A 26949-nucleotide genomic window follows, 5' to 3' on the forward strand; every position below is an offset into this window, starting at 1 on the left:
GGGTCGATGATGTCGGGGAGGGTGGCGAACACGCTCTTGACGATCAAGTCGGCCATCACGTGCAGGCCTTCTGGATCCAGATGCTGCAGTTTGGGCATCAGCGTCAGGTCGGCAGCCAAATCACGGGTGATGTCTTCGCGCAATGCACCAATCGCTTGGCGCACGGCCAGGCAGCCACCGTATTGCTCGCGGGCCAGGAACAGGAATTGCGAACGGTTGGCCGAGACCACATCGAGAAAGATCCGCACGGAGGCATCGATAATGCCGCCCATCACGAATTCGTTGTGGCGCACCAGGCGGATCGTGGCGCGGAAGGTCTGGCCCACTTCACTCACCAGCACGAGTCCAAGTTGGTCCATGTCGGCAAAATGACGATAAAAACCGGTGGGCACGATGCCGGCCGTCTTCGCCACTTCGCGCAGGCTCAGGCTGCCAAACCCACGGCCGCACTCCATCAGATGGCGGGCTGCGTCCATCAGGGCGAGGCGGGTCTGTTGCTTCTGTTCGGCGCGGGGCAGCATGGGCGGGCTTTGTCGGCAAGTACAGCGACGCACTCTAGCAAAACAGCTTCGCTGGCGTCGAACTTGGCGGGGAGGGCGGGCGTGTCAGGGTCTACAAGCAGGGCCTACAAAAAGTCAAAAGCCCGATCGACTGATCGGGCTTTTTTCTGGGCCACCACGGGGTTAGCTCTGTGCTTGATGCAGTTCTTGCAGACGGTCTGCACCGCCTTCGGCAACACCTTCGGTGTAGGCGCGTTCGTTGGCTTGTTCAGCGCCGCCTTCAACCAAACCTTTCTGTTCCAGGCGATCACGGCCGCCTTCGGCAACAGCGTTACGTTCCTGCAGGCGGTCAGCACCGCCTTCAACCAAGCCTTTTTGTTCGAGGCGGTTGCGGCCATTTTCGGTCAGGCCTTCGGTGTAAGCGCGTTTGTTGGCGTGTTCCGAACCGTTTTCAGCAACAGCGCCTTTGGCATAGTCACGGTTCTCGTCTTCTTGCGAACCGCTGCGGGCCAACGTCTGGTTGAAGTGAACGGCGTCGGCTTTGACTTGTGGAGTGACCTGTTCGGCAGCTGGCAGGGCAAAGGCGCTGGAAGCCAGGATGGATAACAGGACGGTAGCGAGTACTTGGCGTTTCATGATGGGTTGCTCCTTGGGAGGGCGATAAAGTGGGTACAGGGCTAATGCTACTCTCGATAAGTCGATATAAAAGTTCATAAACACAATGGTAATAATCAACGGAATTGATTGTTCTTGGCGGGGGCTCTAGAACGGGCCTCTCAAGCACGCGGTTTTGCACCGATGTGGGTATTTTCGACACGCGCATGGGTAACAATGGTGCGCCCTCGTAGGGGGAATCTGTCGAGCTGGTCAGAAATTGAGGTTTTTCCCGGCAAATCCAGGATTGGGTTAAACCCCCGTAGGGTTTGCCAGTCGTAGTTCTATAAGCTGTCCTTAAAGGCTGTCACCCAGCCAGTCGTATTCAGGAGTTATGTGCAATGACGCGCACTCGTAAAATCGTCGCTTGGAGCTGCGCCAGCTTCGTACTGTTAATCGCCGTGGTGGTATTGGTCCTGGTGTTCTTTGACTGGAACCGCATCAAGCCGCCACTCAATGCCAAGGTTTCCGAGGAGCTGCATCGACCGTTTGCCATCAACGGCAACCTGGCGGTGGTATGGGCGCGTGAGCCCGATGAGGGCGGTTGGCGCGCCTGGGTACCGTGGCCTCACGTGATTGCCGAGGACCTGACCCTGGGCAACCCCGACTGGTCGAAAAAACCCCATATGGTCACCCTCAAAAAGGTTGAACTGCGTATCTCGCCCCTGGCGTTGCTGGTGCAGCGCGTGGTGATCCCGCGCATCGACCTCACTGAGCCGGACGCGCAGCTGCAGCGCCTGGCTGACGGGCGCGCCAACTGGACCTTCAAGTTCGACCCCAAGGACCCTGACGCCGAACCTTCCAACTGGGTGGTGGACATCGGTGCCATCGGCTTCGACAAGGGCCACGTGACCCTCGACGACCAAACCCTCAAGACCCAGCTGGATGTGATCATCGATCCTCTGGGCAAGCCCATTCCCTTCGGCGAAATCGTCGGCGATGCCGATGCCAAGAAGGCGTTGGAGAAAGGTTCCGCGCCCCAGGACTACGCATTCGCCCTCAAGGTCAAAGGCCAGTATCACGGCCAGAAACTCGACGGCAGCGGCAAAATCGGCGGCCTGCTGGCCCTGCAGGACGCGGCCAAGCCGTTCCCGTTGCAAGCCCAAGTCAAGATTGCCGACACCAGCATCGCCCTGGCCGGCACCCTCACTGACCCGCTCAACCTGGGTGCCCTCGACCTGCGCCTGAAGCTCGCCGGTTCCAGCCTGGGCAACCTCTACCCGCTGACCGGCGTGACCCTGCCGGACTCACCGGCCTATTCCACCGACGGTCACCTGATCGCCAAGCTGCACGAAGCCAACGGCGCCTCGTTCCGCTATGACAACTTCAACGGCAAGATCGGCAACAGCGATATCCATGGTGACCTTGCCTACGTCGCCAGCCAGCCGCGGCCTAAGCTCAGCGGTGCGCTGGTGTCCAACCAATTGCTGATGACCGACCTCGCCCCTCTGATCGGTGCCGACTCCAATGCCAAGCAAAAAGCCCGTGGCGCTGACAGCAAGCAACCCGCGAACAAAGTGCTGCCGGTGGAAGAGTTCCGCACCGAGCGCTGGCGTGTCATGGATGCCGATGTGGAATTTACCGGCAAGCGCATCGTGCACAGTGCCGATCTGCCCTTCACCGACCTCTACACCCACTTGGTGCTCAATGACGGCGAACTGAGCCTCGAACCCCTGCGTTTCGGCGTGGCCGGCGGCAAGTTGGACGCACAAATCCGTTTGAACGGTCGCACGACCCCGATGGAAGGCCGCGCCAAACTCACCGCGCGCAACTTCAAGCTCAAGCAGTTGTTCCCGACGTTCGAACCGATGAAAACCAGCTTTGGTGAACTGAACGGCGATGCCGATATTTCCGGTCGCGGTAATTCCGTGGCAGCGCTGCTGGGCACATCCAACGGTGACCTGAAGATGCTGATCAACGACGGCGCAATCAGCCGTGGCCTGATGGAAATCGCCGGGCTCAATGTGGGCAACTACGTGGTAGGTCGCTTGTTTGGCGACAAGGAAGTGAAGATCAACTGCGCGGCAGCGGACTTCGGGATCAAGACCGGCCTGGCGACGACGCGGTTGTTTGTGTTCGATACGGAGAACGCCATCATCTACATCGATGGCACGGCGAACATGGCCACGGAGCAGTTGGACTTGACCGTCACCCCGGAATCTAAAGGCTTCCGCCTGTTCTCCCTGCGTTCACCGTTGTACGTGAACGGACCGTTTATCAAGCCGAATGCTGGTGTGAAAGCCATCCCCCTGGCGCTGCGTGGCGCAGGCATGGTGGCGCTGGGTGTCATCGCTGGTCCGGCCGCCGGGCTGCTGGCACTGGTTGCCCCAAGCGGTGGTGAGCCCAATGAGTGCGCACCGTTGCTGCAACAGATGAAGGAAGGCAAGGCGCCCAAGACCGTGAAAGGCTAACGGGTCATACACAGTTAACAAATGTGGGAGGGGGCTTGCTCCCGATGGCGGTATATCAGTCGATATCTCAATTGACTGATCCACCGCTATCGGGAGCAAGCCCCCTCCCACATAGGTATTGCGTGTCGCTGGGTTACAGGCTTTCGAGAATATCCGCCATGTCATCGGCGTGCTCTTCTTCCTGAGCCAGAATCTCTTCAAACAGACGGCGCGTGGTTGGGTCTTTATCGCCGATGTACTGGATGATTTCGCGATAGCTGTCCACGGCGATGCGCTCAGCGACCAGATCTTCGTAGACCATTTCCTTCAGGTCTTTGCCCGCGACGTACTGCGCGTGGGAGTTCTTCGACAACAGGTCCGGGTTGAACTCCGGCTCACCGCCCAGCTGCACGATGCGCTCGGCGAGTTTGTCGGCGTGTTCGGCTTCCTGAGTCGCGTGCTCGAGGAATTCCTGCGCGGCCACCGCGGCCTTGATGCCACTGGCCATGAAGTAATGACGCTTGTAGCGCAATACGCAGACCAGCTCAGTGGCCAGCGAGGCGTTCAGCAGGCGAATGATCTCTTCGCGGTCGGCGTCGTAACCCTCGGTCACGGCACCGTTTTCGACGTTCTGGCGGGCGCGGCTGCGCAGGGTCGCAACGTCAGTCAAGTTTGCTTCAGTCATCTCAATCTCCTGGGGCTAATCCGGGTTTACGCCACGCTCTGTCGGCGTGATCGCTTCCAGTTGTGAGTGGTGGGCTGCGCAAAAAGTTTTATCGGATTTATGTCACAACCTCGTCGCGGGACTCGGCTAGCCTATTGGCATCCCTTCCTGATCACGGACGTTCGGCCCATGCCGCAGTCATTAGCCACGCGTTACCCCCTGGTGTTGGTGCCCGGCATGCTCGGATTCGTGCGCCTGGGGTGGTTCCCCTACTGGTACGGCATCGTCCCGGCACTGCGGGCGGGTGGGGCGCAGGTGTTTCCCGTACAAGTGGCGCCGCTGGATTCCAGCGAGGTGCGCGGCGAGCAATTGCTGGTGCAGATCGAGCGCCTTCGCCGTGAAACCGGGGCCGACAAGGTCAACCTGATCGGCCATAGCCAAGGCGCACTCACTGCCCGATACGCGGCGGCCAAGCGCCCGGAGTGGGTGGCGTCGGTGACCTCGGTGGCCGGGCCCAACCATGGGTCGGAACTGGCAGACCATATCCACACCCATTACCCCGTTGACGGCGCCAAAGGTCGGATCATGAGCGCGCTGTTTCACCTGGCCGCCTGGGTGATGGGCGTGTTGGAAACCGGGTCCCGCGGGCCACGCTTCAAGGCGGATTTGCAGGCGTCCCATCACTCCCTGACCAGCGCCGGCGTGGCGCTGTTCAATCAAAACTATCCACAGGGGTTGCCGCAGACATGGGGCGGGCAGGGCGCCGAGGAGGTCAACGGCGTGCGCTATTACTCGTGGTCCGGCACCTTGCAACCGGGCATCACCGACCGTGGCCGCAACCTCTTCGACGGCACGAATCGCAGCTGCCGCGTGTTCGCCCGCAGCTTCGTGCGCGAAAAGGGCCAGTGCGACGGCATGGTCGGGCGCTACAGCTCACACCTGGGCTTGGTGATCGGTGATGACTACCCCTTGGACCACTTTGATATCGTCAACCAGTCGCTGGGGCTGGTGGGCAAGGGCGCGGAGCCGATCCGTCTATTTGTCGAGCATGCGCAAAGGCTCAAGGCTGCTGGAGTCTAGTCGGGAGACCGCGTTTTCGTTCTTCGCGAGCAAGCCCGCCCCATATTCGACCGAGTTCCACCTTTGGAATGTGGCCGAATATGGCTTGCCTGCGATAGCGATGGTTCAGGCAGCACTGACCGGCGTGGTCCAGCGTTCCGACAAGATCACCCCGCCCAAGGTCAGCAGACCGCCCACCAAGTGATACAGCGCCAGTTCTTCCTTCAACACCACGGCGGCAATCAACGCGGTGATCAGCGGCAGCAGGTTGAAAAACAACGTCGTGCGGCTCGGGCCCAAGGTCTTCACCGAATGCATCCACGCCAGCGGTGCCAACATCGAAGCCAGCAGGCATGCATACAGCACCAGCGGAATGTTCGCCCAGCCAAGGCCGGCCTTGGCCGAGAACAGGAACAGCGGAAACAGCACCACCACCGCCACCAGTACCTGTAGATACAGCAACACCAGCGGTGGCAGGCGCAGTTGCCATTTCTTCAGCAGGGTGCTGTAGACCGCATACGCCAGGGTCGCGACCAGCATCATGCCGTCGCCCAGGTTGACCCCATGCTCCAGCAATGCGCCGAGGCTGCCGGCCGACACCACCACGACCACGCCGGCGAATGACAGCACCGCGCCGGTCAGCGCGCCGTAGGTCAGGCGCTGGCCGAGGCTGATGATGGCCGCCGTCAGCGCCATCAACGGCATCAGCGACAGGATGATGCCCATGTTGGTGGCACTGGTCAGCGACGCGGCGTAGTACGCCAGGCTTTGATACACCGCCATGCCGAGTACGCCGAGGATGAACACTTTGCCCAGGTTCGGGCGGATCAGCGCCCAATTGGCGATCACCGGCTTGACCATGAATGGCGTAAACAGCAGCGCCGCCAGCAGCCAGCGATAAAAGCCGATTTCCGCCGGGAAGATCGAGCCCACAGCCAGTTTGTTGACGACGGTGTTGCCGGCCCAGATAAAAATGGCCAGCAAGGGATAAGCGTATTGCATCGAAAGGAGCCCGGTGTGTAGATGAGGCAGGATTATCCATTGTCTGGATCGAAGCTTATACTGCGATCCAGACAAACGACCTTTGTATCCAGACAATATGGCCAAGCACAACGTACGCCTTGCGGATTTCCCTCGGTTGCCGAGCCCGGTGTACTTCCGCTACTCGGACTTCGCACCGGATACCGAATGCACCCCACACCAGCATTTCTGGGGCTCGCTGGATTACTCCGCGAGGGGGGTGATGCGCATGGAAGTGGCCGGCAGCCGCTTCATGTCACCGCCGCAGTACGCCGTGTGGGTGCCGCCGCATACCGAGCACAGCTCCTACAACGCCGAAGCGATCGTCTATCACTCGGTGGGGTTGGCGCCGGAACTCTGCGAGCAACTGCCGCAGCAGCCTTGCACCCTGGCCATCAGCGATATTCTCAAGGCCATCCTCAGCGACTTCGCCCAGCGTGACGTGAATATCCCGCACACCGACGCTGACATCCGCCTGGCCCAAGTGCTGGTGGACCAGCTCAAGCAAGCGCCAATCCATGAGTGCTTCCTGCCCTACGCCCGTCACCCCGGCCTGCTCGGTGTGTTGGAAGGCATGCAGGCCAACCCCGGCGACAACCGCCCGCTGGCGCACTGGGCCGAACAGGTGCACGTGAGCGAACGGACCCTGGCGCGCCAGTTTGTGCGGGAACTGGGCATGAGCTTTGGCGAGTGGCGCCAACGCCTGCGCTACCTGGCGGCCATCGAGGCCCTCGACAGCGACCGCAGCGTGCAACAGGTGGGGTTCGACCTGGGCTACAGCACCGCGTCGGCGTTTATTGCCATGTTCCAGCGCCAGGCCGGTTGCACCCCTGAGCAGTACCGTCGGACGCATATCCGCGGGCGATGAAGATGTAACAAGCTTTGACTACACTGCTGGGTAGGCCGTGCCCTCCGGCACGGTAACAGGGAGAAAACTCCATGAAGATGTTGCGAATTCCGCTGTTGATGATGAGCCTGCTGCTGTGTTCCCAGGGTTTTGCCGCCACCGCCCAGCAAAACAAAATGACCACCTGCAACGCCGAAGCCACCACCAAGACGCTCAAGGGCGACGAGCGCAAGGCGTTCATGAAGACCTGCCTGTCGGCCCCGGCGGCCAATGACGCCAAGACCCTGACACCGCAGCAGCAGAAGATGAAGGATTGCAATGCGTCGGCGAAAACCAAAGCGCTGACCGGTGATGCGCGTAAAACCTTTATGAGCACCTGCCTGAAAGGTAGCTGATTACGCCCGTCGACGGTGGGAGCGGTTTTTTTGTGGTGAGCGGGCTTGCCCCGCGCTGGGCTGCGGAGCAGCCCTATTTGGATGTGTGGTGATGCCGTCGAGGGGCAAGCCCCACTCACCACAGCAAGCCAGCTCCCACACTTGATCGCATTCACAACCTACCCACTCGCTTGATTCACTCAAGGCTGGCAGACTGCCCATCCTTTAACGCCGCTCGTTTTGAGGCTGTATGCCAACGTTTTCTCAGCGTCATGTGTTGCTGCTGGCCAGCTACATCATCATTTTCGGCGGGTTGCTGCTGGTGCTGCCGCTCAAATTGCTGCCCAGCCTGCTGGCCGGCTTGTTGGTCTATGAACTGGTCAACATGCTCACCCCCCAACTGCAACGGTTGATCGAAGGTCGGCGCGCGCGCTGGCTGGCGGTGGCTTTGCTTGGCACCTTGATTGTCAGCGTGCTGGCCCTGATCTTTGCCGGCGCCATCAGCTTCCTGCTCCACGAAGCGGAAAACCCTGGGGCGTCCCTCGACAAATTCATGGGCGTGGTCGACCGTGCGCGCGGCCAATTGCCGCCGTTCCTCGACGCCTACCTGCCCGCCAGTGCCGCCGAGTTCCGCGTGGCCATCGGCGATTGGCTGAGCAAGCACCTGAGTGAACTGCAACTGGTCGGCAAAGACGCCGCCCACATGTTCGTTACACTGCTGATCGGCATGGTGCTCGGCGCCATCATCGCCTTGCAACGCGTGCCCGACCTGACCAAACGCAAACCCCTGGCCGCCGCGCTGTTCGACCGCCTGCACCTGCTGGTCCAGGCGTTTCGCAACATTGTTTTCGCCCAGATCAAGATCGCCGCGCTCAACACCGCCTTCACCGCCATATTCCTGGCCGTGGTGTTGCCGTTGTGCGGGATTCACCTGCCGCTGACCAAGACCCTGATCGTACTGACCTTCCTGCTCGGCCTGCTGCCGGTCATCGGCAACCTGATGTCCAACACCCTGATCACCATCGTCGCGCTGTCGCTGTCGATCTGGGTGGCGGTGGCGGCGCTGGGGTATTTGATCGTGATCCACAAGGTCGAGTATTTCCTCAACGCGCGGATCGTGGGCGGGCAGATCAGTGCCAAATCGTGGGAGTTGCTGCTGGCGATGTTGGTGTTCGAAGCCGCGTTTGGCCTGCCGGGCGTGGTGGCGGGGCCGATTTATTATGCGTATTTGAAGAGTGAGCTGAAGCTGGGCGGAATGGTTTAAGGCATGTTTGCCTGGGCGGGCCTCATCGGGGGCAAGCCCCCTCCCACATTTTGATCTGTGAACATATTCAAAAGTGGGAGGGGGCTTGCCCCCGATGGGCACGACGCGGTCTTTCAGATAAAACTCAGCTGCCGTACCGCTTACTGGCCTCAATCGCCAACCCGCTACCGATACTGCCAAAGATATTCCCTTCCACATGCCGCGCATTCGGCAACATCGCCGAGATGCTGTGGCGCAGTGCCGGAATGCCGCTGGAACCCCCGGTAAAGAACACCGTGTCCACCTGAGCCACGCTCACCGAGGCGTCGGTCAGCAGTTGCGTAACGCTGTTGCGCACGCGCTCCAGCAAGCCATCAATGGCCGACTCAAACAGTGCCCGGCTCAGCTCCACGCTCAACCCCGGTTCAACCCGGTCCAGCAACACGTGGCGGCTGTCTTCGTGGGTCAGTTGGATCTTGGTTTCTTCCACTTCCATCGCCAGCCAGTGCCCGGCGCGCTGTTCAATCAACTTGAACAGGCGGTCGATGCCGCCGGTGTCTTCGATGTCGTAGCGCATGCTGCCCAGGGCCAGCTGGGATTTTTGCGAGTACACCGAGTTGATGGTGTGCCAGGTGGCCAGGTTCATGTGGTGGCTGGTGGGCATGTAGGCGCCGCTTTTCATGCGGCTGCCGTAGCCGAACAGCGGCATCATGCCTTGCAGGCTGAGCTGTTTGTCGAAGTCGGTACCGCCGATGTGCACACCGCCGGTGGCGAGGATGTCATCGTGGCGGTTGTCGTTGTGACGGCGGTCCGGGGACAGGCGCACCAGGGAGAAGTCGGAAGTACCCCCGCCGATGTCGACGATCAGCACCAGTTCTTCCTTCTCGATGGTGGACTCGTAGTCGAATGCGGCCGCAATCGGCTCGTACTGGAACGAGATGTCCTTGAAGCCGATCTTGCGCGCCACGTCGACCAGGGTGTTTTCGGCTTCCTGGTCGGCCATCGGGTCGTCATCGACGAAGAACACCGGGCGGCCCAGCACCACTTCTTCGAACTCGCGGCCGGCGTTCGCTTCGGCGCGGCTCTTGAGTTGGCCGATAAACAGCGCCAGCAGGTCGGTGAAGGGCATCGCGGTGCCGAGCACGCTGGTGTCGTGCTTGATCAGCTTGGAACCCAGCAGGCTCTTGAGCGAGCGCATCAGCCGGCCTTCATAGTTCTCCAGGTACTCGTGCAGCGCCAGGCGACCGTAGACCGGGCGGCGCTCCTCGAAGTTGAAGAACACCACCGACGGCAGGGTGATCTTGTCGTCCTCCAGCGCGATAAGCGTTTCCATGCCGGGACGGATCCAGCCGACGGTGGAGTTGGACGTGCCAAAGTCGATACCGCAGGCACGGGCTGGGGATGGGTTTTTCATGTCTATCGGGTTCCGGTTGAAAAACGGCCGCGCAGTGTATGCCAGTCGAGGGCGGATGCGTAGGCCGACCATCCGTTAAATCGTGCTTGAAACTGGGGGATTTGCCCCCACATCTGCTGCATACGGCAAGTGCCGATAACACTTTGACGCACCCCAGGCCACAAGACTCAACAGGTGCAAAGCAGCGCACGTTGTGCCCCGGGCTGTGCGATCTCGATAAAGGATGGTGAACCGCCGATGGATTTCAAAGACTACTACAAGATTCTGGGTGTCGAGCCGACCGCCGATGACAAGGAAATCAAGGCGGCCTATCGCAAGCTCGCACGCAAGTATCATCCTGATGTCAGCAAGGAAAAAGACGCCGAAGCCAAGTTCAAGGACGCGTCCGAAGCCTATGAAGCGCTTAAAAGCGCCGACAAACGCGCCGAATACGACGAACTGCGCAAATACGGCCAACATGGCCAACCGTTCCAGGGGCCACCGGGCTGGCAGAGCCGTGGCGGCTATGGCGGTGGCGGCGGTGGTGAGGATTTTTCGGACTTCTTCAGCTCGATCTTCGGCTCGCGTGGCGATGCCTTCGGGGGGGGCCAGCGCCGTCCTGCCGGGCGTAAAGGCCAGGACGTGGAGATGCAGCTGTCGGTATTCCTGGAGGAAACGCTGTCCACCGAGTCCAAGCAGATCAGCTTCCAGGTGCCGCAATACGACGCCTCGGGCCGCCATGTCAGCAACACCACCAAGAGCCTGAATGTGAAGATCCCGGCCGGTGTGGCCGATGGCGAGCGTATCCGCCTCAAGGGCCAGGGCGCGCCGGGGATTGGCGGTGGGGCCAATGGCGACTTGTACCTGATCATCAAGTTTGCCCCGCACCCCAAGTTTGAAGTGGACGGCGAAAACCTGATCATCAACCTGCCCCTGGCGCCATGGGAATTGGCGTTGGGCACGGAAGTGGCGGTGCCGACCCTCACCGGCAAGATCAACCTCAAGGTGCCGGCCGGCAGCCAGAACGGCCAGCGTATGCGCGCCAAGGGCCATGGCTTGCTGAACAAGGCCGGGCAGCGCGGCTACCTGTTTGTGCAACTCAAGGCCGTCATGCCGAAGAACACGGATGACGAGGTCAAGGCGCTGTGGCAGGAACTGGCGCAAAAGGCCGCGTTCGATCCGAGGGAAGCTTGGAGCAACTAAGGGGTATTTAGTTGACGTCCATCTGCAGGGGGCCATGCGTAGATTAAGCGATCCATCTTAAGCTATGCGCAGGTCCCCGCAATGCCAGAACTGTCAGCCCCAAACAGGCCCGTGACGCGCCATCAAGGCGTCCACTTTGAACTGATCAAAAACGCCATCCCGCAGTGCCTGTTGCAATCGTCAACGGCTCGGCGCAAAGCCCTCAAAGCGATACAGCCCGACAGCCCCGACGGGTACGAGGCACTCACCGAACCCCAGCAGTCAGTCTTGAAGAAACTGGCCGAGGCCAGTTGCCACGCGCAAAACCAGTTCGATCTGTCGAACCGGGGCATTCAGGACATCACAGGCTTCGCCAAACCCTTGCTGGTGGCGGCCCTCAAATCGGCCGGCCATGAGCTGGATGTCGATAACACCTGGCTGCGGCTTTATTACCCGGTGGAATACACGTTTTTCGGCATACCCGTGGGCGTTAATACGGCGGGTTATCGCACCCGCACGTTCTCTCTGTTACAGGCGGCCCTGAACAACTTCGAGGCGTTTGAAGCCCAGCCCGATTACTTCGACAGCGTGTCTTCATTTATCAGTGCGCCCGATGCCCAGGGACATTTCGATATCGTTCGGATCAAGCTCACACTGGCGCAGTTTGTAGCGATTTGCCGAACCCTGGATATCGGTGGGCTTTACGCCAAACACTTAAATGATTTTTTCCACGGCGGTACGCAGGCGGAGCAAGTCGCCATTTCCACCGCGTACACCTTGAACCAAAAGGCGGCGTTAAAAGCGGCGGCGTATCTGGCGCTATTGAAAGAAGACATCGAACTTCGGCACTACGAGCTGTTGGTTGACGTGATCCATGACAAAGACGATGTCCGGGACAACGGACGCCCGATCACCTACAGCCCGCTGCGCATCCTGGGCTACAACCTGACGGAGTGTGCCGTGTTTTTTCGCACACACGCCAACCGCTACGACGGTGGTTACGTCATTGCCTACATCCCGGATGACCCCGATCACCCGGTGAAAACCTATCCGTCCTTCCGTGATTTCGAAGCAGAGTTGACCCACCAACTGATGTACCGGCCCGAGGGCAGCCGTATTGACAACGGGCGCGACGTGCTCACCGACTACCAGCGTTTTTTCAGCCGTTTTCTCTCGGAGAAGGACCGGCCGCACTTTTTCCTGCGCCTGACTCAAAAGGTTCTGGATTCTCCAGCGGGGAGCAATTGGAAGGACGACCTGCGCGGTTACCTCAAATACCTCAGCCCTGTCTCGAACTTGAAAGGCCCCATCGAGGATCGTCACTGGCGACGTGACCCTCGGGAAAATGTTGAACTGCATATCAGCCTGTCGCTGAACTTCCAGTGGGTCGGCCTTTCAGGCATCTGGTACGAAATGTTCGGCCAGTGGCGTCAGCGCCGGCTGGACGATGGTCAGGTGCTGGCGGTGTCCACCGCCAAGGAAGACACCCTGACGCGCGAGCGCCGACTGTCCAACTTCCTGAATGTGGGCATGCTCGTCGTCGGCATTGCCGCCTTTGTGGCACCGCCCGTGGGCGCCGCGATGCTGCTGGTGACCGCCAACCAGTTGATCAGCAGTGTCTTCGAGGGCGTGCGTGATTGGCGCCAGGGCGATGTTGAGGCCGCGTGGGCGCACCTGACCGACGTTTTGGAAAGCCTGGCGACGCTGGCGGAAATGGCGGTGATCTTTCACTACGTGGCCTCGCCATTTGTCGAGGGCTTGAAGGCCGTCAAATTGCCCAACGGTCAAACGCGCTTATGGAAGCCAAACCTGTCGGCGTATGCCCGACGTGTGCCGCTGCCCACCGACTTACAGCCGGATCACCTGGGGCTGTATCGTTTAGCGGGGCGTTCGGTACTGCTGCTGGACGAACAGCAGTACGAGGTCGTGCAAGACCCGCAGAGCGGTCATTACTCCGCGCGCCATCCCACGCGCGGCAACGCCTACCAACCGCGCTTGCGCCACAACGGCGAAGGGGTCTGGACCCATGAACTCGACCAGCCGCTGCAATGGCAAGGTGCGCAGCTGCGTGACCGTCTGGGCGTGGCGTTCGAGCGTTTCGATGATGTGCAGCGTAAGCAGATATTGGCCGTCAGCACGATGAGCGAGGACGTCTTACGCAAGCTGTACGTCGAGTCCGAGCCGTTTCCCGGCCTGCTCAAGGACACGCTGCGGCGCTTTGCCGCTGATGCCGATGCGCGTGAGGTTATTGAGCAGATACGTCGCGGCCGTTGCAGCAGCACACTGTGCGACTACGCGGCGGCACTGATGGTCGACCTCCCTGGGTGGCCCGCCAACACCCTCATCGAGGTGTTCAGCCCGTTCGGTGAGCAGGCGCGTTATGGCCTGCGCAGCGCATTGGCAGGTGACATCCTGAGGGTGTCCAAGGCCGACTTGATGGCCGGGAAACTGCCCGAACGTAGTGTGCAATTCCTTAACGACGAACAGATCAAACAGGTGCTGGGCCAGCACGCCCCTGCGGACGCCACGGCGCGGGCCGCGCAGTTGCAGCAGCGGCTGGCCGCCTTCGCCGAGCGCAGTGGGCAGCGGCTGTTCAACAGTCTTTACAGCGACGAACCGCTGCTGAGTGGTGATTCACAACGGGCATTGATTCAGGTGATCCAGCGTCGTTTCCCCGAGATGCCCACCAGCATCGCTCGGGAGGTACTTTACCGAGCGACACCCAAGGAGCTCGAGACCCTGAACACGCCCTTTGGTCCGAGCGCCGAGCAGCGCCGACTGATACCGCTGCGGATCAGCGAAGCACTGCGCTATCTGCAGCAGCGTGTACGAATAGCACGGGCGTATGAAGGCCTTTACCTGGAGAGTCCGGCCAATCCGGACACGCCAACGCTGGTGCTTAAAACCCTGGAAACCCTGCCGGGATGGAGCGGCGAGGTGCGCATTGAGCTTCGCGATGAGTCCCTGTCCGGCTCGCTGCGCACCAGCGTTGGTCCACCGTTTGCGCTTGAGACCAAAGTGCTGGTGAAAAACGGCACGCGGTATCAGGCATTCGACGGCCAAGGCCATGAGCTGCATGCGCCGGACACCCTGTATGCCGCGTTGCAACACGCTCTGCCCGATAGCGAGCGTACCGCCATGGGACGGCCGCATGTGAGTGAGGCGCCTGCGTTGAAACACGCGATTCAGGACAACGCACTGGCACCCAAGGCCCTGAGAAAGGCCTTGAACCTGCCGGTAGAAACACCTTGGTTTGAACGCGTGATGCGCGTGGCCGCCCGTCGTGACGGCTACCCCTTGAATGCCGTGTGTGGGGAGGTGGCCTTATGAACGGCGGTTGCGAAGTGACCAATCAGGACCGCGCAAGAGTGCGTCAGATCTACCCCTATTGGCGCACCAGCGAAGTCGATAGCTTTTTGCGCAGCCTGGCTGATCGGCGCGGGGCGCGCCTCACCGAGTTGGAGGCGCAGTTCGCCAGTTTGAAGCAGACCCTCGACGCCTGGCATGGGCTGGCCCTGGAGTGGCCCGCGCAAGAGGGCAAGGTGGTGCGGGCTACCGATTATGCGCGCAGCGTCATCCGCATGAAGCTGCTCAACAGTTGGCAGGAGGTCGCAGGGGAGCCTGTTTACAGTCGCAGTCACCGGTTTATGGGTTACAAACTCAGCTTCAACGGTTTCGAGGCGCCCACATTGCCGGTCTTGCCTGCCGGGTCCTTTCCGTTCATCAGCTTTATCGACCTGGGGCACATGAGCTTGCTTGAGGTCCCTGCCGAGTTTTTACGCGCGTTCCCTCATCTGAAAACGTTCGAGGCCCCCAACAACCGCCTGACGCAGGTGCCTGCGGCGTTGGGTGAGCAGGCGCGTCTGGTAACCCTGGACGTAGCCAACAATGATCTGACCACCCTCGATACCCCGCTCTTGCAACGCTGCACGGCTTTGCGTCGGCTGACACTGCGAGGCAACCCTCTGGAGGGCGCGCTGGATCTGAGCGCCCTGACGTGGCTGACCCACATTGATCTGGTCAGCATGGGCCTGACCCGCATGCCCTCGGGCCTGCGCGCGCTGGTGAACCTTGAGATCCTCGACCTGCGTGACAATCAGATCACCCAGGCGTCCAACGAGCTGCTGGACCCGGCTGACGAGGACCCTGTCGGCATGCGCAGAATTTTTATCGCCACCTACCTGGACGGTAACCCGTTTTCCGCGCAGGGGCTCGATGACTACGCAGAGGTGCACGTACGGGTCACCCAGCCGGGCAGGGTGCCCCAAGGGCCGCTGGCAGTGACGGCGCCAGAGCCGGTGATAGCCAGCGCCAGCGAGCGTTTGGCGCAATGGATGCGTGATGTGCCTGAGGGGGAGCGGGCCGCCAGGACCGAGCGTTGGACACTGCTCAACGCAGCGCTGATCGAGCGCGAGGCACCGGGTGTGGCACCCGACGGAACAATCCTGCCCAGCGAGAAGTTTTTCAGGCTGTTGAGTGAGCTGAGCAAAACCGATGATTACAAAAACGCCTATTCGGATCTGGCCACACGGGTATGGGCCCTGTTGGATGCGGCGGCCGAATCGGGTGAGCTGCGCGAAAGTCTGTTTGAGTTGGCGGGTGAAGTAGACACCTGCCAAGACGGTATTACGTTGGTGTTCAGCCGGCTGGAATTGCGCCGCCTGTCTGACGAGGAAGTGGGCGTGGTTGATGATGCACAGGCCTCAACCCGCTTGCTCAAATTGGCCCAGGGCCTGTTTCGTCTTGATGAGGTGGAGCGTATTGCACAGCGAGATGCCGACACGCGTCTTGAAGTCATTGCCCAGTCCCACGACACGCTCAAAAGCAAGGTGAAACGAGCCCTGGCGATCGACCGCGTGGAAATACGCCTGGCCTACCGTATCGGCTTGCGCGACCGCCTGGGCTTACCGGGGCAACCGCAAGAGGCGGTCTACCTGGCCACTGCGCAGGTTACCCCGCAGATGCTGGCCGCGGCCGAAGCTGAAGTGCTGGGATTGGAGGGCTCGGCCAAGGCATTTATCGCCACCACCCAGCGCGAGTTCTGGCAGGTGTTTTTACAGCGCAAATACGCCGATCAGTTTGCGGCTAACCGCGACCCCATCCTGGCGCGGCTTGAAGCCTTGAGCACCGAAGATGACCTCACCAGCGAGCGCTACCGTGACGCCAGCAACGCCTTGATGAATGAGTGGTCGACCCTCAAGCAAGCCCTCATCAAAGGGCTGACCGCTGCTGAAATGGCCGAACAGCCATAACCGGACAACCCTGCATAGTTAAGGCCTGCGTCTTGTGGGTGATGAATACGATGACGGCTTCATCACCCAATAAGGTATCGGCCATGACCTTGTCTTCGGCTACATCCCCGGCGGGCTCATCAGCCACACGTTGTACCCGCGACTGACCGACGTCAGAACAGAAAATAACGTTGGGCCATGGGTAACACCTCCGCCGGCTCGCACCACAGCAACACGCCGTCGGCCTTGACCTGATAGGTCTGTGGGTCCACCTCGATATCCGGCAGGTAGTCATTGTGGATCAAGTCGGCTTTCTGCACGTTCCGGCAGCCCTTGACCACGGCAATCTGCTTCTTCAAGCCCAGGGCGTCGGGCAATCCGGCGTCCAAGGCCGCCTGGCTGATAAAAGTCAGGCTGGTGGCGTGCAGCGAGCTGCCGAAGCTGGCGAACATCGGGCGGTAGTGCACCGGTTGCGGGGTGGGGATCGAGGCGTTGGCGTCGCCCATCAGGCTGGAGGCAATCGCGCCGCCCTTGAGAATCAGGGTCGGCTTGATGCCGAAGAACGCTGGGCGCCACAGCACCAGGTCGGCCCATTTGCCCACTTCGATCGAACCGACAATATGGCTGATGCCATGGGTGATCGCCGGGTTGATGGTGTACTTGGCGATGTAGCGTTTGGCGCGGAAGTTGTCGTTGCCGGGACCGTCGCCGGGCAAGGCGCCGCGTTGTTTTTTCATCTTGTCGGCGGTCTGCCAGGTGCGCGTGATCACCTCGCCGACGCGGCCCATGGCCTGGCTGTCGGAGCTGATCATCGAGAACGCACCGAGGTCATGCAGGATGTCTTCGGCGGCGATGGTTTCGCGGCGGATGCGGCTTTCGGCGAAGGCCACGTCTTCTGCAATGCTTGGGTCCAGGTGATGGCAGACCATCAGCATGTCGAGGTGTTCGTCGATGGTGTTGCGGGTGAACGGCCGGGTCGGGTTGGTCGAGCTGGGCAGCACGTTGGAGAAGCCACACGCCTTGATGATGTCCGGTGCGTGACCGCCACCGGCGCCTTCGGTGTGATAGGTGTGGATGGTGCGGCCCTTGAGCGCGGCCAGCGTGGTTTCGACGAAGCCGGATTCGTTGAGGGTGTCGCTGTGGATCGCCACCTGCACGTCGTAGTCATCGGCCACGCTCAGGCAGTTATCGATACTGGCCGGGGTGGTGCCCCAGTCCTCATGCAGCTTCAAGCCGATGGCGCCGGCCTTGACCTGCTCGATCAATGGCTCGGGCAAACTGGCGTTGCCCTTGCCGGTGAAACCGATGTTCATCGGGAACGAATCGCTGGCCTGGAGCATGCGCGCCAGGTGCCAAGGGCCCGAGGTGCAGGTGGTGGCGTTGGTACCGGTGGCAGGTCCCGTGCCACCGCCGATCATGGTGGTGACGCCGCTGGTCAGCGCTTCTTCGATCTGCTGTGGGCAGATGAAGTGCACGTGGGAGTCGATGCCGCCTGCGGTGAGGATCATGCCTTCGCCGGCAATCACTTCGGTGCTGGCGCCGATGGCCATGGTCACGCCGGGCTGGATGTCCGGGTTGCCGGCTTTGCCGATCGCGTGAATGCGGCCGTTTTTCAGGCCGACGTCGGCCTTGACGATGCCCCAGTGGTCGATGATCAGCGCGTTGGTGATCAGCGTGTCGACCACTTCATGGGCGAGCAACTGGCTCTGGCCCTGGCCATCGCGGATCACTTTGCCGCCGCCGAATTTCACCTCCTCGCCATAGACGGTGAAGTCTTTTTCGACCTCGACGAACAACTCAGTGTCGGCCAGGCGGACCTTGTCACCGACGGTGGGGCCGTACATGTCGGCGTAGGCTTGGCGGCTGATTTTCATGTGATTGCCCTGAAGATATGTGTTGAATATGAAATCGCTATCGGGGGCAAGCCCCCTCCCACCCTTGATGTGTGAACACATTCAAATGTGGGAGGGGGCTTGCCCCCGGTGAGGCCCTAAAGATCGCCCATGATCCGCCCGGCAAACCCGAATACCCGCCGCCCGCCGCTCAAATCCACCAACTCGATTTCTCGACTCTGTCCCGGCTCAAACCGCACCGCCGTACCCGCCGGAATATTCAGGCGCATGCCACGGCTGGCGGCGCGGTCGAAGGTCAGCGCGTCATTGGTCTCAAAAAAATGGTAATGCGAGCCCACCTGGATCGGCCGGTCGCCGCTGTTGGCCACACTGAGGGTGACGGTGCGGCGGCCGACGTTGAGTTCGATATCGCCAGGCTGGATCTGATATTCACCAGGAATCATGCAGGTTGCCCCAGGGTCTTGAAGTAGATGGCGGTTGGGCTGTAGCGCCCGTCCGGGCTTTGGCAGTAGTCGGGCAGCTCACCGATCTTGGTGTAGCGCAGCGACTGGTAGAAGGCTTCGGCCGGCGAGCCGGCTTCGGTGTCCAGGTACAGCAAGCCGCGCTTGTGCTGGCGCGCGGCCAGTTCCAGGGTGTTCATCAACTGTTGGCCCAGGCCATGCCGGCGCGCGCTGCTGTGCACCAGCAGCTTTTGCACCTCGGCGCGGTTCAGGCCATTGGCCTTCTGGCACAGCGCCAACTGCACGCTGGCGATCACCTGCTCGTCGCGTACCACGACCCATAGCAGCAGGCTGGCGTCTTCGATGCTCGCTTGTACGCCGCTCAGATAAGCGCGCGCTTGAGCCTCATCAAAGTCAGCCATGAAGCCGACCGAAGCACCGTGCTTCACCGCGTCCAGCAACAGCTCGATCAAACCCAGGCGGTAGTGGGCAAAACTTTCTGCATTGACTCGACGCAGGTGCGCGGCATTCATCGATCTCACTCCTTGGGCGGTTCCGCGCCCGGATTCAAGGCCAGTTGCATAAAGGTCAGGTCCAGCCAGCGACCAAACTTGATACCCACTCGGGGCATCTGCCCGGTGGTGATGAAGCCTTGGCGCTCATGCAGGCGGATCGAGGCCTGGTTGCCGCTTTCGATGGCGGCGACCATCACGTGTTTACCGCAGGTGCGGGCGCGTTCGATCAGGGCTTGCATCAGCAGTGGGCCGAGGCCTTTGCCGCGTTGGTCGTTGCGCACGTACACCGAGTGTTCGACGCTGTAGCGGAAGCCCTCGAAGGGGCGCCAGTCGCCGAAGGAGGCGTAGCCGGTGACTTCCGCGTTTTCGACGCTGACCAGGATCGGATAACCCTGGGCATGCCGTGCGCTGAACCACGCCTGGCGGTTGCCCAGGTCCACCGGTTGTTCGTTCCAGATCGCCGTGGTGTTCAGCACCGCGTCGTTGTAGATATCGCGGATCGCCGGCAAATCGTTTTGGGTAGCGTCACGAATCATGGCCGTGCCTCAGGCGATGGGTTGGTGGACGGTGACCAGCTTGGTGCCGTCGGGGAAAGTGGCTTCCACCTGGATATCCGGGATCATCTCCGGGATGCCTTCCATCACCTGTTCGCGGCTGAGCAGGGTGGTGCCGAAATGCATCAGGTCGGCCACGGTGCGGCCGTCGCGCGCGCCTTCCATCAAGGCGGCGGAGATGTAGGCGATGGTTTCCGGGTAGTTGAGCTTCACGCCGCGTGCCAGGCGCCGTTCGGCCACTAGGCCGGCGGTGAAGATCAGCAGTTTGTCTTTTTCCCGTGGGGTCAGGTCCATGGTTCAGTCCGTCGTGAAATACATTCGTAAATACAATGGAGATCAAGTGTGGGAGGGCGCTTGCCCCCGATAGGGCAGTGTCAGGCAATACATCTGTCACGGACCCACCGCTATCGGGAGCAAGCCCCCTCCCACATATTGATCTTCATGTGCTCCAGATTCGTGGTGCGACCGCCTCTCGCCCAAACATGACGGGGCGTAACAATTTCCATAAATCAATCAACCAACCCCGTGCCAGCAACGCTTCACTGGCCAGGCAGCGGGCCACCAGCAAGCCGGGCAGTTGGGTCAGGTCGCCGCGCACGGTGTGGGGCAGGGCGCGGCAGTGTTCGAGTAATTCGGGCTCTATATCGCCGGTCACCAGCAGCGTGGCGAACACCGGCTGGCCGTCCAGGCCGATGGGCGAGTCGAGCAAGCCGTCGGCGCCCACAATGCGCTGGCGCTCGTGCCAGAGCAACTGGCCGTCGCGGCGGATATCCAGGTGCGATTGGAAGTGGCCGAGGTCGAAACGCTCATTGCTGGCCGGGCGCCCCAGGGCGACCACATCCCAGTAGAACAGCCGCGCATCGCCGTGCAGTTCGATACGCGTGGTGAGTTCGGCCTGGGCGGCACTGAAGACGATGGTTTCCTGGGGCAGCCACTCCAGCGTGGCGCCGGCTTCCACACAGAGGTCCAGTTGCTGATACGCCGGGCCGCCGGCGCGGTACCACTTGGCCGCGCCAGGGCTGGTCAATTGCGCCCAGGCGCCGGCACCGACATGGGCGCTGATATCCAGGCGATCACCGCCGGCAATCCCGCCAGGCGGGTGCACGATAATGTGCTGGCACACCTCGGGGCCTTCGGCGTACAGGTGCTTCTGCACCCGCAGCGGGCCGAGGTGGCGGCGCATTACCGGGCGCGTGGTGTCGCCGAAACGCGCGTAGCCGAGTTCCAGCTCGGCGTGCCAGCTGGGGGTGAACAGGGCAGGGGAAACGGGCAGGTTCATGGCGTGTGCTTATCGTCAGGAGGCTACAGATTAGATGGTTACGAGACCACGTACACCCTCACGTTCCATATTTTCACCTCGGCCTTGCTGGACGATTTCACCCCGGGACATCACCAGGTACTGGTCGGCCAGTTCGGCGGCAAAGTCGTAGAACTGCTCGACCAGCAGGATCGCCATATCGCCGCGCTCGGCGAGTTTCTTGATCACTGCGCCGATCTCCTTGATCACCGACGGCTGGATGCCTTCGGTGGGTTCATCGAGGATCAACAGGCGCGGGCGGCTGGCCAGGGCGCGGCCAATCGCCAATTGCTGCTGCTGACCACCGGACAGATCGCCGCCGCGCCGGTGCTTCATTTGCAGCAGCACCGGGAACAATTCGTAGATGAAGGCGGGCACTTCCTTGGCTTCTGAGCCCGGAAAACGCGAGAGCCCCATCAACAGGTTTTCTTCCACCGTCAGCCGCCCAAAAATCTCTCGGCCTTGAGGCACGTAGGCAATCCCCGCGTGCACACGCTGGTGCGGCTTGAACCCGGTAATGGCTTTGCCTTCCCAGTTCACCGCACCTTCTTTGGCCGGCAGCAAACCCATCAGGCATTTGAGCAAGGTGGTCTTGCCTACGCCGTTACGGCCGAGCAGGCAGGTGACTTCGCCGACTTTCACATCAAAGGACAGCCCGCGCAGGATGTGGCTACCGCCGTAGTACTGGTGCAGCGTGTCGACTTGCAACATATTCAAAACCTCCACGATTCCCTTGTGGGCGCCAGCGCCCACATAAAGCCTCAGCGACCGAGGTAAACCTCGATCACCCGCTCATTTTCCTGCACCTGTTCCAGCGACCCTTCGGCCAGCACACTGCCCTGGTGCAACACCGTGACGTGGTCGGCAATCGAACCGACAAAGCCCATGTCGTGTTCCACCACCATCAACGAATGCTTGCCCGCCAGGCGCTTGAACAGTTCGGCGGTGAATTCGGTTTCAGCGTCAGTCATGCCCGCCACCGGTTCGTCCAGCAGCAACAGTTGCGGGTCCTGCATCAGCAGCATGCCGATCTCCAGGAACTGCTTCTGGCCGTGAGACAGCAGGCCCGCCTGGCGATGCGCCGAGGCCGTCAGGCGGATGGTGTCGAGCACTTCCTCGATACGGTCTTTCTGCTCGCCGCTCAAGCGCGCGCGCAGGCTGGCCCACACCGATTTGTCGGTCTTCTGCGCCAGCTCCAGGTTTTCGAACACGCTCAACGCTTCGAATACCGTGGGTTTCTGGAACTTGCGGCCGATGCCGGCCTGGGCGATCTGCACTTCGCTCATGCCGGTCAGGTCGAGGTTTTCACCAAACCAGGCGGTACCGTGGCTGGGGCGGGTCTTGCCGGTGATCACGTCCATCAGCGTGGTCTTGCCCGCGCCGTTGGGGCCGATGATGCAGCGCAATTCCCCGACGCCAATGTAGAGGTTCAAGTCGTTGAGGGCCTTGAAACCGTCGAAGCTGACGCTGATGTCTTCCAGCGTCAGGATGGTGCCGTGGCGGGTGTTGAGGCCCTTGCCGGCGGCCTGGCCAAGGCCGATGGCATCGCGGCCGCTGCCCGCATCAAAAACAGGTTCGAGCATGACGTTCCTCATTTCTTCAGCAAGCCGATGACGCCCTTGGGCAGGTACAGGGTGACGATGATGAACAGCGCCCCGAGGAAGAACAGCCAGTATTCCGGGAAGGCCACGGTAAACCAGCTCTTCATGCCGTTCACCACACCGGCGCCGAGCAATGGGCCGATCAGCGTGCCGCGCCCGCCCAATGCCACCCACACGGCGGCTTCGATGGAGTTGGTCGGCGACATTTCGCTGGGGTTGATAATGCCCACTTGCGGCACATACAACGCGCCCGCCAAACCGCACAGCACGGCGCTCAACACCCAGACGAACAGCTTGAAGCCACGGGGGTCGTAGCCGCAGAACATCAGACGGTTTTCGGCATCGCGCAACGCGGTCAGCACCCGGCCGAACTTGCTCTGTGCCAGCCGCCAGCCGAGGAACAAACTCGCCACCAGCAGCGCGACGGTGGCCACAAACAACACGGCCCGCGTGCCTGGCTCGGTAATACCAAACCCCAGGATGCTGCGGAAATTGGTGAAGCCGTTGTTCCCGCCAAACCCGGTCTCGTTGCGGAAAAACAGCAGCATCCCGGCGAAGGTCAGGGCCTGGGTCATGATCGAGAAATACACGCCCTTGATCCGCGAGCGAAAGGCGAAGAAACCGAACACCAGCGCCAGCAAGCCCGGCGCCAGCACCACCAGGCACATCGCCCAGAGGAAGTGCTCGGTGCCGACCCAATACCAGGGCAACTCGGTCCACGACAGGAAGGTCATGAACGCCGGCAACTCATCGCCGGACGCCTGGCGCATCAAGTACATGCCCATCGCATAACCGCCCAGGGCAAAGAACAATCCGTGGCCGAGGGACAACATCCCGGCATAGCCCCACACCAGGTCCAGCGCCAGGGCGACGATGGCGTAGCAGAGGATCTTGCCCACCAGCGTCAGGGTGTAGGCCGAGACATGCAACGCGTTGTCCGCCGGCAGCAGTGACAGCAAAGGCAGCGCCAGCAGCACGACAAGCATCAGCACGCCGACGGCAATCGTCACCTTGGGACCGGCCTTTTGCGCGGCCGTAAGCATCAATGGCTGGTTCATCAGTCAATCACCCGTCCTTTCAGTGCGAAGAGTCCTTGCGGGCGTTTCTGGATAAACAGAATGATCAGCGCGAGGATCAGGATCTTGCCGAGCACGGCGCCGATCTGTGGCTCCAGAATCTTGTTGGCGATGCCCAGCCCGAAGGCGGCCATGACGCTACCGGCCAACTGGCCGACACCGCCGAGCACCACCACCAGGAACGAGTCGATGATGTAGCTCTGGCCCAGGTCCGGGCCGACGTTGCCGATCTGGCTCAGTGCTACGCCGCCTAACCCGGCGATACCGGAGCCGAGGCCGAAGGCGAGCATGTCCACGCGGCCGGTGGGCACGCCGCAGCAGGCGGCCATGTTGCGGTTCTGGGTAACCGCGCGCACGTTGAGGCCCAGGCGGGTCTTGTTCAGCAGCAACCAAGTCAGCACCACCACGCACAGCGCGAAGGCGATGATCACGATACGGTTGTAGGGCAGCACGAGGTTGGGCAGCACTTGAATGCCACCGGACAGCCAGGCGGGGTTGGACACTTCGACGTTCTGCGCACCGAACACCAGGCGCACCAGTTGGATCAGCATCAGGCTGATGCCCCAGGTGGCCAGCAGGGTTTCCAGCGGCCGGCCGTAGAGGTGGCGAATCACCGTGCGTTCCAGGGCCATGCCGATGGCGGCGGTGACAAAAAACGCCACGGGCAGTGCGATCAGCGGGTAGAACTCGATGGCGGCCGGCACATAACGCTGCATCAGCATCTGCACCACATAGGTGGAGTACGCGCCGAGCATCAGCATCTCGCCGTGGGCCATGTTGATCACGCCGAGCAGGCCGAAGGTGATCGCCAGACCGAGGGCCGCCAGCAACAGGATCGACCCCAGGGACATGCCGCTGAAGGCCTGGCCGAGGATCTCGCCGAGCATCAATTTGCGTTTGACCTGGGCCAGGCTGGTCTCGGCGGCGGTGTGCACGGCGGTATCGGTTTCGACGCCGGGCGCAAGCAAGGCCTCAAGACGCGTGCGGGCCAGTGGGTCGCCGGTGCTGCCGAGCAAACGCACGGCGGCCAGGCGCACCACCGGGTCGCTGTCGACCAATTGCAGATTGGCCAGGGCCAGGCTGAGTGCGGTGTGCACGTCTTCATTCGTTTCAGCGGCGACGCGCTGGTCGAGGAATTTCAACTGCGCAGGTTGTGCGCTTTTTTGCAGGGTTTGCGCAGCGGACAGGCGCACCTTCGGGTCGGCCGCGAGCAGTTGTTGGCTGGCCTGTACGTTGTCGATCAAGCCGCGCAAGCGGTTGTTCAGGCGCACGGTCTTGGTTTCGCCGTTGAGCGTGAGCTGGCCTTGTTGCAGGGCATCCACCAACTCGATGCGTGCCGGGTCGGGCTGGGCGGCCCAGTCCTGGAGGAGTTTGGCTTGTTGGCTGGGGTTGGCGGACAGGAAGTCTTCGGCGTCGCTGGCGTGTGCGGCCAGGGGCAGCAACAGCAGCAAGGCCAGGAAATAGCGGTAGAGGGCAGTGGGCATAAACAAATGTCCTGATCATGCGCGGACAAGCTTTATCTAGGAGGGGGCAAGCCCCCTCCCACACTTTTATCGGCGCTTGGGGCTTAGTTGCTCTTGACGGCGTAGTCCGGCTTCTTGTCATTGCCTGGGATGTACGGGCTCCACGGTTGCGCGCGGATCGGCTCCTGGGTCTGCCACACCACCGAGAACTGTCCATCCGCCTGGATCTCACCGATCATCACCGGCTTGTGCAGGTGATGGTTGGTCTTGTCCATGGTCAGGGTGAAGCCCGACGGCGCAGCGAAGGTTTGGCCGGCCAGCGCTTCACGCACTTTGTCGACATCGGTGGACTTGGCTTTCTCGGCGGCCTGGGCCCACATGTGGATACCGACGTAGGTGGCTTCCATCGGGTCGTTGGTCACGGCTTTATCCGCGCCCGGCAGGTTGTGCTTCTTGGCGTAGGCTTTCCAGTCGGCGACGAATTTGGTGTTCACCGGGTTCTCCACCGACTGGAAGTAGTTCCAGGCCGCGAGGTTGCCCACCAGTGGCTTGGTATCGATGCCACGCAGTTCCTCTTCACCCACCGAGAACGCCACTACCGGCACGTCGGTAGCCTTCAATCCCTGGTTGGCCAGTTCTTTATAGAACGGCACGTTGGAGTCGCCGTTCACGGTGGAAATCACCGCAGTCTTGCCGCCGGCGGAGAACTTCTTGATATTGGCAACGATGGTCTGGTAATCGGCATGGCCGAATGGGGTGTAGACCTCTTCGATATCTTTGTCCGCCACGCCTTTGGAATGCAGGAACGCACGCAGGATCTTGTTGGTGGTGCGCGGGTACACGTAGTCGGTGCCGAGCAGGAAGAAGCGTTTGGCGCTGCCGCCTTCTTCGCTCATCAGGTACTCCACTGCGGGAATCGCCTGCTGGTTCGGCGCCGCACCGGTATAGAACACGTTCGGCGACATCTCTTCGCCTTCGTACTGCACGGGGTAGAACAGCAGGCCGTTGAGCTCCTCGAACACCGGCAGCACCGATTTACGTGACACCGAGGTCCAGCAGCCGAACACCACGGCGACTTTGTCCTGGGTCAGCAATTGCCGGCCTTTCTCGGCGAACAGGGGCCAGTTGGACGCGGGGTCCACCACCACCGGCTCAAGCATCTTGCCGTTCACCCCGCCCTTGGCATTGATCTCGTCGATGGTCATCAACGCCATGTCTTTAAGCGACGTTTCGGAGATTGCCATGGTCCCGGACAGCGAATGCAGGATGCCGACCTTGATGGTCTCGGCGGCTTGCACGGTCCAGGTCAGGCCCATGGCGACAATGGAGGCGGACAGGGTGAAAGCCTTGATCAGACTGCGACGCTTCATGGTGCGATCTCCAGAAACTCAATGTTTTTATGAGGGCAGAAACAGCTGCTGAGCAAGCGATTGCAAAGGCTGTGCCGAGAGGGCTGAGGGCGTGTCGCCACGAGGCGGGATGGCTCAGTCATGCGCAGGCGTGCACCAGGTTGGCGCCGGATTGATGCGTGAGTGCAGCCGCAGCCCCGAAACAGGGCGAGGTAGCTATGCAACGCAATGGGCGGGTGGGCAT

At 61.3% G+C, this 26949-nt stretch carries 24 protein-coding genes; 8 read left to right on the top strand and 16 right to left on the bottom strand.

The window, feature by feature from the left end:
* Together K7431_RS29080 and K7431_RS29085 are read right to left on the bottom strand one after the other, a co-directional pair.
* On the bottom strand, nt 1-521 hold a 521-nt coding region (locus tag K7431_RS29080), incomplete at its 3' end, for a TetR family transcriptional regulator (protein WP_224316759.1).
* 162 nt (nt 522-683) lie between these two features.
* A complete protein-coding gene (locus K7431_RS29085) occupies nt 684-1136 on the bottom strand; it encodes a hypothetical protein (RefSeq protein ID WP_043204703.1) in 453 nt (150 codons plus the stop codon).
* Between the two features lie 359 nt (nt 1137-1495).
* Here K7431_RS29085 and K7431_RS29090 point away from each other — a divergent pair, with 359 nt between their 5' ends.
* A complete protein-coding gene (locus tag K7431_RS29090) occupies nt 1496-3565 on the top strand; it encodes an AsmA family protein (protein WP_012721953.1) in 2070 nt (689 codons plus the stop codon).
* Nucleotides 3566-3698: 133 nt separating this feature from the next.
* On the opposite strand, the gene K7431_RS29095 is transcribed toward K7431_RS29090, so the two are convergent.
* Nucleotides 3699-4229, bottom strand: coding sequence for a ferritin-like domain-containing protein (locus K7431_RS29095; protein ID WP_010213553.1), 531 nt, complete (start codon nt 4227-4229; stop codon nt 3699-3701).
* Nucleotides 4230-4397: 168 nt separating this feature from the next.
* Between K7431_RS29095 and K7431_RS29100 the strand changes: the two genes are divergently transcribed.
* Nucleotides 4398-5288 (top strand): esterase/lipase family protein, encoded by an 891-nt coding sequence (locus K7431_RS29100; protein WP_012721954.1) that lies wholly within the window; start codon nt 4398-4400, stop codon nt 5286-5288.
* A gap of 105 nt (nt 5289-5393) precedes the next feature.
* Here K7431_RS29100 and K7431_RS29105 read toward each other — a convergent pair whose 3' ends face one another.
* A complete protein-coding gene (locus tag K7431_RS29105; RefSeq protein ID WP_012721955.1) occupies nt 5394-6269 on the bottom strand; it encodes a DMT family transporter in 876 nt (291 codons plus the stop codon).
* A 97-nt stretch (nt 6270-6366) separates the two neighbouring features.
* On the opposite strand from K7431_RS29105, the gene K7431_RS29110 reads away from it, so the two are divergent.
* The 3 genes from K7431_RS29110 to K7431_RS29120 all read left to right on the top strand — a co-directional run bounded on the left by K7431_RS29110 (nt 6367) and on the right by K7431_RS29120 (nt 8772).
* A complete protein-coding gene (locus tag K7431_RS29110) occupies nt 6367-7155 on the top strand; it encodes an AraC family transcriptional regulator (RefSeq protein ID WP_012721956.1) in 789 nt (262 codons plus the stop codon).
* A 71-nt stretch (nt 7156-7226) separates the two neighbouring features.
* Nucleotides 7227-7529, top strand: coding sequence for a PsiF family protein (locus tag K7431_RS29115; RefSeq protein WP_012721957.1), 303 nt, complete (start codon nt 7227-7229; stop codon nt 7527-7529).
* A 229-nt stretch (nt 7530-7758) separates the two neighbouring features.
* The gene (locus K7431_RS29120; protein WP_012721958.1) at nt 7759-8772 is read left to right on the top strand and encodes an AI-2E family transporter; all 1014 of its coding nucleotides are present in this window, start codon (nt 7759-7761) and stop codon (nt 8770-8772) included.
* 124 nt (nt 8773-8896) lie between these two features.
* Here K7431_RS29120 and K7431_RS29125 read toward each other — a convergent pair whose 3' ends face one another.
* Nucleotides 8897-10165 (bottom strand): Hsp70 family protein, encoded by a 1269-nt coding sequence (locus K7431_RS29125; RefSeq protein WP_012721959.1) that lies wholly within the window; start codon nt 10163-10165, stop codon nt 8897-8899.
* Nucleotides 10166-10402: 237 nt separating this feature from the next.
* Between K7431_RS29125 and K7431_RS29130 the strand changes: the two genes are divergently transcribed.
* The 3 genes from K7431_RS29130 (at nt 10403) to K7431_RS31355 (ending at nt 16578) form a co-directional block, all read left to right on the top strand.
* Nucleotides 10403-11347: a DnaJ C-terminal domain-containing protein gene (locus K7431_RS29130; RefSeq protein WP_012721960.1), complete on the top strand. Its 945-nt coding sequence runs from the start codon at nt 10403-10405 to the stop codon at nt 11345-11347.
* Nucleotides 11348-11458: 111 nt separating this feature from the next.
* The gene (locus tag K7431_RS29135; RefSeq protein ID WP_148270887.1) at nt 11459-14656 is read left to right on the top strand and encodes a dermonecrotic toxin domain-containing protein; all 3198 of its coding nucleotides are present in this window, start codon (nt 11459-11461) and stop codon (nt 14654-14656) included.
* A gap of 38 nt (nt 14657-14694) precedes the next feature.
* Nucleotides 14695-16578, top strand: coding sequence for an NEL-type E3 ubiquitin ligase domain-containing protein (locus K7431_RS31355; RefSeq protein WP_224265978.1), 1884 nt, complete (start codon nt 14695-14697; stop codon nt 16576-16578).
* A gap of 152 nt (nt 16579-16730) precedes the next feature.
* On the opposite strand, the gene ureC is transcribed toward K7431_RS31355, so the two are convergent.
* The 11 genes from ureC to urtA all read right to left on the bottom strand — a co-directional run bounded on the left by ureC (nt 16731) and on the right by urtA (nt 26726).
* Nucleotides 16731-18431, bottom strand: coding sequence for an urease subunit alpha (ureC, locus tag K7431_RS29145; protein ID WP_012721963.1), 1701 nt, complete (start codon nt 18429-18431; stop codon nt 16731-16733).
* Between the two features lie 116 nt (nt 18432-18547).
* Nucleotides 18548-18853, bottom strand: coding sequence for an urease subunit beta (locus tag K7431_RS29150; RefSeq protein WP_012721964.1), 306 nt, complete (start codon nt 18851-18853; stop codon nt 18548-18550).
* A complete protein-coding gene (locus K7431_RS29155; protein WP_012721965.1) occupies nt 18850-19383 on the bottom strand; it encodes a GNAT family N-acetyltransferase in 534 nt (177 codons plus the stop codon). Before K7431_RS29155 ends, K7431_RS29150 begins: the two co-directional genes overlap by 4 nt.
* 5 nt (nt 19384-19388) lie before the next feature.
* Entirely contained in the window at nt 19389-19901 is a 513-nt protein-coding gene (locus K7431_RS29160) for a GNAT family N-acetyltransferase (protein WP_012721966.1), read from the bottom strand.
* A gap of 9 nt (nt 19902-19910) precedes the next feature.
* Nucleotides 19911-20213 carry an urease subunit gamma gene (locus K7431_RS29165; RefSeq protein ID WP_010213535.1) on the bottom strand — a complete coding sequence of 101 codons (303 nt, stop codon included), beginning with the start codon at nt 20211-20213 and terminating at the stop codon, nt 19911-19913.
* Nucleotides 20214-20358: 145 nt separating this feature from the next.
* A complete protein-coding gene (locus K7431_RS29170) occupies nt 20359-21198 on the bottom strand; it encodes an urease accessory protein UreD (protein WP_012721967.1) in 840 nt (279 codons plus the stop codon).
* 30 nt (nt 21199-21228) lie between these two features.
* Entirely contained in the window at nt 21229-21927 is a 699-nt protein-coding gene (urtE, locus tag K7431_RS29175) for an urea ABC transporter ATP-binding subunit UrtE (protein WP_012721968.1), read from the bottom strand.
* Nucleotides 21928-21977: 50 nt separating this feature from the next.
* Nucleotides 21978-22811 (bottom strand): urea ABC transporter ATP-binding protein UrtD, encoded by an 834-nt coding sequence (gene urtD / locus K7431_RS29180; RefSeq protein WP_012721969.1) that lies wholly within the window; start codon nt 22809-22811, stop codon nt 21978-21980.
* On the bottom strand, nt 22808-23875 hold the full coding sequence (gene urtC, locus K7431_RS29185; RefSeq protein WP_012721970.1) for an urea ABC transporter permease subunit UrtC: 1068 nt from the start codon (nt 23873-23875) through the stop codon (nt 22808-22810). The genes urtD and urtC overlap by 4 nt, the downstream gene beginning before the upstream one ends.
* Nucleotides 23875-25377, bottom strand: a complete 1503-nt coding sequence (gene urtB, locus K7431_RS29190) for an urea ABC transporter permease subunit UrtB (protein ID WP_043204707.1) — start codon at nt 25375-25377, stop codon at nt 23875-23877. The genes urtC and urtB overlap by 1 nt, the downstream gene beginning before the upstream one ends.
* Before the next feature lie 83 nt (nt 25378-25460).
* Nucleotides 25461-26726: an urea ABC transporter substrate-binding protein gene (urtA, locus tag K7431_RS29195; RefSeq protein ID WP_012721972.1), complete on the bottom strand. Its 1266-nt coding sequence runs from the start codon at nt 26724-26726 to the stop codon at nt 25461-25463.
* Nucleotides 26727-26949 lie beyond the last annotated feature (223 nt).

This window comes from Pseudomonas fluorescens group sp., from assembly GCF_020093335.1.
Classification (GTDB): domain Bacteria; phylum Pseudomonadota; class Gammaproteobacteria; order Pseudomonadales; family Pseudomonadaceae; genus Aquipseudomonas; species Aquipseudomonas petroselini.